Genomic DNA, 4,843 nt, shown 5'->3' with positions numbered 1-4,843 from the left:
GCCGGTTCGCATCGAAGTCGAATCTACAGCTGAAACTGCGCCAATTATTTTGCAGCGCGCGATTCAGGTTGACCCAAAGCGCCGCACACAGTTGTTGAAAAAATTGGTGGAAGAGAGCGATTGGGATCAGGTGCTGGTGTTTGTGGCGACCAAGTACGCGACCGAGCATGTCTCCGACAAGCTCTGGAAGCAAGGCATCAAGGCGGCGGCCTTGCACGGCGAGTTGAGCCAGGGCGGCCGCACCAAGGTCTTGGCGGCGCTGAAGAATTCCGAGATTCAGGTGCTGGTGGCCACCGATGTGGCGGCGCGCGGTCTGGATATTCCGGAGCTGCCGGTAGTCTTGAACTACGACCTGCCGCGTTCGGCGTCCGACTACACCCACCGCATCGGCCGCACCGGCCGGGCCGGTGAGAGTGGCGTAGCGATCAGTTTCGTCAGCGGCCACAGCGCCAATGGCGAGGCCCATTTCCGCCTGATCGAAAAACGCCAAGCCCAGCGCGTGCCGCGCGAGCAGATTGCCGGCTTCGAGCCGACCGATCTTGAGTCGGCACCCTCCGCCACTGGCGGCGTCAAGGGCCTGCGCAAGAGCAAAAAGGACAAGCTGCGGGAAGCCGCGGCAGCAGCGGCGGCCGCTTCAGCGCTAGCGTGACCCCAGCCACGTGCCCGACATCGGCGTGCTGACCGCGGTCGGGGTGTTGCTCGGGCCAAAGCCTCTGGGCAGACGCCTTGGGAAGCTGGCGTTTGTAGGCCTGCTGTAAATCCCTAAGACAATGTTGCCCAGGCAAGCCCTACTATCTGGGGCGTAGAAATTTCCATTTGAGGAGTTCTGATGAGTAGCAAAGACAAAGCGCAAGCCCTGGGGCTGGGTCGGCGCCAATGGCTGGCGGGCAGTGCCGGTACGCTGGCGACGCTGGGCATCGGGGCGCTGAGCAGTTCGGCCGCCAACGCCCAAGCTCCCAGCGCCGCGCCCGCTAGTGCAGTTTCGGCAGCTTCGGCCGCCGCCGCCGCGCCGGCCAAGGCCTTGCCCGCCTACGCCGCCTGGAAGGACGCTAGCGCCGTCATCATCCACAGCAGCAGCACCATAGAAACCAAGCGCCAAGCCTTTGGCAATGGTTTGATCACGCCGGCCGAGCAGCTCTATGTGCGCAACAATCTCCCGGCACCCGACGCCGCCGTGCTGAATGATCGTGATGCCTGGGAAATCAGCATCGAAGGCGTCAAGCTGCCGCGGCGCATCACTTTGCGTGAGCTCAAGACCATGGGGCTGGAGACTCTGCCCATGGTGTTGCAGTGCTCAGGCAACGGGCGTGGCTTTTTCCCCAGCAAGCCCAGCGGCACACCGTGGACGGTGGGCGCGGCAGGTTGCGTGGTCTGGACCGGCGTTTCGGTGCGCCAACTGGTTGAAAGCCTGGGCGGCACGTTGGCGGGCCATGAATTCATGACCGGCACCGGCGGTGAAGTCTTGCCGCAAGGCCTGGACCCGAAAAGCATCTTGGTTGAGCGCTCGGTGCCGGCCAAGGCCATGGGAGATGCCTTGCTGGCCTGGGAGATGAACGGCGTGCCGATTCCGCTCGCCCATGGCGGCCCCTTGCGCCTGATCGTGCCCGGCTATCAAGGCGTCAATCAGATCAAGTACATCAAGCGGCTGGCCTTCACGCCCCAGGAGTCCGACGCCAAGATCATGGCGCATGGCTACCGCATCTCGCCCCCCGGGGCTAAGGCCGACCCGAGCCAGCCCTCGGTGCTGGAAATGAATGTCAAGAGCTGGATCACGTCCCCCTTGCCGCTGGTGCGCCCCGCAGTCCCCGGGCAGGTGCAGATTCAAGGCCTGGCTTTTGGCGGCTTGCATGCGATCAAGCGGGTTGAGGTGTCGGTTGACGCGGGAAAAAACTGGCAGGAAGCGCGCTTGGTCGGCCCCGATCTGGGCAAGTACGCTTGGCGCCAATTCGTGCTGGCGGCCAAGCTGGCCGCCGGCACCCACACCTTGCTGAGCCGCGCCACCGATATGGCCGGCCAGGTGCAGCCCGAGCAGCGGCTGGAGAACGTTGGCGGCTATAACAACAACAGCGTGCTCGACCATGCTGTGACGGTGACGCTGGTTTGATGCCGCGACCCCCGTTGCTGGCGGCCAGTTTGCTGCTGGTCAGCGCTGGCGCTTTCGGCGCCAACGCCGACGCTGTCGACGCTGCTGAACTGGCGCTGGGCAAGCGCCTGTTCACCCAATCTGCGGTGCCGGCTTGTGCGCTCTGCCACACCTTGCGCGACGCCGGCTCGGAAGGGGCGGTGGGCCCGGTGCTGGACGAAATCAAGCCCGACGCCGACCGAGTGACCAAGGCCTTGCGCAACGGGCTGGGCAATATGCCGGCCTTCAAAACGCTCAGCGAGGCCGAGATCAAGGCCTTGGCGCGCTATGTGTCAACAGCCACCGGCGCCGCTGCAAGCAACTGAGCTTGTCAGGCCAGCTCAATGATCACCGGCGCGTGATCGCTGGGCCGCTCGTTCTTGCGCGGCAGCTTGTCGATCACGCAGGCCTTGACTTGCCCCTTCAGTCCCTGGCTGACCAGGATATGGTCGATCCGCAGGCCCTGGTTTTTGCGGAAGGCCAGGTTGCGGTAGTCCCACCAAGTCCAGCTCTTGGGGGCCTGTTCGAACAGCCGGAAGGCGTCGACCATGCCCTGCTCAAGCATGGCCTGGAAATGCGCGCGCTCCTCGGGCGTGCAGTGGATTTGGCCGGCCCAGGCGATGGGGTCATAGACATCGGCATCGGTCGGGGCAATATTGAAGTCACCCATCAAGACCAGCTTTTCGTGCGCCTGCAACTCCGCCGCCAAAAAGCGCTGCAAGGCGTCCAGCCAGGCCATTTTGTAGACAAACTTGTCGCTGTCCGGGGCTTGCCCGTTGGGAAAGTAGGCGCCGATGCAGCGCACGCCGTCCACCGTGGCGGCGATCACGCGGGCTTGCGGGTCATCGAAGCCGGGCAAGTTCTTGATGATGTCGCTGGCCCCGCTGCGGCTCAGCAGCGCCACGCCGTTATAGGTTTTTTGGCCAAACCACTGCACTTGGTAGCCGGCCGCCTCGATCTCGGCGGACGGGAATTTGGCGTCTAGCAGTTTGGTCTCTTGCAAGACCAGCACATCGACCGGATTGGCGGCGAGCCAGTCCAGCATTTGGGGCAAACGTACATTGAGGGAGTTGACGTTCCAGGTGGCAAGTTTCATGGCAAGTTCAAGCGTTTGTTTTTGGGCTATTGCCCCGTATTGTCGCGGCCGTTTTCGGCAGAAATCTGGCGCGGGGCACAATCCCTGGCCAGGCCGACCGAGATTGAATCAAGCCGGCTTCAGACACCAGGTACCCACGCATGAAAATTTTCAAAAGTAGCACCTGCTTTGCCCTCTTGCTAGGGGCCACCGTGCTGTGCGTCAGCAGCCAGGTAGGTGCCCACGGCAGCGACGCTCACCCGGTTGCCGCACCGACCAAGGCTGTTCAGCAAGCCTGGGGAATCGCGGCCAAGGCCAAAGCGCCAGCCCGTCGCATCGAGGTCAGCATGTCGGACGCGATGCGCTTCACGCCGAGCCTGATCGAGGTCAAGCTCGGGGAGACCATCCAGTTCATCATCAAGAACGAGGGTCAGGTCTTGCATGAGTTTGTGCTGGGCACCGAGGCTACGCTCGCCCAGCACGCGGCGCTGATGATGAAGTTCCCGAATATGGAACATGACGAGCCGTATATGGCCCACGTCCCGCCCGGCAAGACGGGTGAGATCAGCTGGACCTTCAACCGCGCCGGCGAGTTTGACTTCGCCTGCCTGATTGCGGGCCATTACCAGGCCGGCATGGTCGGGCGCATCAAGGTTGTGAAAGCCAGCAAATAAAGCGCGGGAGAACGCCAGCAGCTTGGTGCATCAACGCGCCAGCCAACCTCCATCCATTGGCAAGGCGATCCCAGTGATTTGCGCGGCGGCGTCGGAACACAAGAAGATCGCCAGGCCGCCCAGTTGTTCGGGCGTCGCAAACTGCAGCGAGGGCTGCTTTTCGCTCAGCAGCTTGGTCTTGGCTTCCTCGGGGCTGAGGTTTTCCTTGACGGCCAGGGTGTCGATCTGCTTTTGCACCAAGGGCGTCAGCACCCAGCCGGGGCAAATCGCATTGCAGGTGATGCCGCTGCCGGCGGTCTCCAGCGCCACCGTCTTGCTCAGGCCGACCACCCCATGTTTGGCCGCCACATAGGCCGACTTGTCGGCCGAGGCCACCAGCCCATGCACCGAGGCGATATTGATGATGCGGCCCCATTTGCGCTCGTGCATGATGGGCAGGGCGGCGCGGGTGGTCAGGAACACCGCGGTCAGGTTGATGGCAATCACCGCATCCCAGCGCTCCAGCGGGAACTCCTGCACTGGCGACACATATTGGATGCCGGCGTTATTGACCAACACATCGACGCTGCCCAGCTCACGCACCGTGTTGGCGATCAAGCCGGTGGCTTCGGTCGCAACCGACAAGTCGGCGCCGTTATAGGCCACGCGCACGCCGTAAGTGCTGGCGAGTTCGGCCCGCAAGGCCTCGATCTCGGCGGCATCGCCGAACCCATTGATCATCAGGTCGGCGCCCGCGGCCGCAAGCTGGCGAGCGATCCCCAGGCCGATGCCGCTGGTTGATCCGGTGACGACGGCGACTTTGTGCTTCAACATCGAAATGCTTCCCTCTGAAGAGATGAACGATGGCCCGCCGAGCTCGCGCCGAGTGGCAGGGCCTTGATGCCCGCGGGGCACCGGCGGCTAGACCAGCCCTTGTTTGCTCGCCAAGACTGCGGCCTCGGCACGGCTGGAGACATTGAGCTTCTTGTAGAT

The 4,843-nt window shown here is 63.3% G+C and carries 6 protein-coding genes; 4 read left to right on the top strand and 2 right to left on the bottom strand.

Features of this window, described 5'->3' with window-relative positions; all coding sequences use genetic code 11:
- The 3 genes from RMO57_RS06120 to RMO57_RS06110 all read left to right on the top strand — a co-directional run.
- The coding region (locus RMO57_RS06120) for a C-terminal helicase domain-containing protein (RefSeq protein ID WP_310385151.1) at window positions 1-649 on the top strand (649 nt) is incomplete at its 5' end.
- A gap of 180 nt (window positions 650-829) precedes the next feature.
- Entirely contained in the window at window positions 830-2,104 is a 1,275-nt protein-coding gene (locus tag RMO57_RS06115) for a sulfite oxidase (RefSeq protein WP_310385149.1), read from the top strand.
- A complete protein-coding gene (locus RMO57_RS06110) occupies window positions 2,104-2,448 on the top strand; it encodes a cytochrome c (protein ID WP_310385147.1) in 345 nt (114 codons plus the stop codon). Before RMO57_RS06115 ends, RMO57_RS06110 begins: the two co-directional genes overlap by 1 nt.
- Window positions 2,449-2,453: 5 nt before the next feature.
- Here RMO57_RS06110 and xth read toward each other — a convergent pair whose 3' ends face one another.
- The gene (xth, locus tag RMO57_RS06105) at window positions 2,454-3,218 is read right to left on the bottom strand and encodes an exodeoxyribonuclease III (RefSeq protein WP_310385145.1); all 765 of its coding nucleotides are present in this window, start codon (window positions 3,216-3,218) and stop codon (window positions 2,454-2,456) included.
- 140 nt (window positions 3,219-3,358) lie between these two features.
- Here xth and RMO57_RS06100 point away from each other — a divergent pair, with 140 nt between their 5' ends.
- Entirely contained in the window at window positions 3,359-3,871 is a 513-nt protein-coding gene (locus tag RMO57_RS06100) for a cupredoxin family protein (RefSeq protein WP_310385144.1), read from the top strand.
- 30 nt (window positions 3,872-3,901) lie between these two features.
- On the opposite strand, the gene RMO57_RS06095 is transcribed toward RMO57_RS06100, so the two are convergent.
- Window positions 3,902-4,684 carry a 3-hydroxybutyrate dehydrogenase gene (locus tag RMO57_RS06095; protein ID WP_310385143.1) on the bottom strand — a complete coding sequence of 261 codons (783 nt, stop codon included), beginning with the start codon at window positions 4,682-4,684 and terminating at the stop codon, window positions 3,902-3,904.
- Window positions 4,685-4,843 lie beyond the last annotated feature (159 nt).

The organism is Roseateles sp., assembly GCF_031397715.1.
Lineage (GTDB): Bacteria > Pseudomonadota > Gammaproteobacteria > Burkholderiales > Burkholderiaceae_C > Paucibacter_A.
The sequence above is the reverse complement of the archived record's forward strand: the minus strand, read 5'-3'. Positions and strand labels throughout refer to the sequence as shown.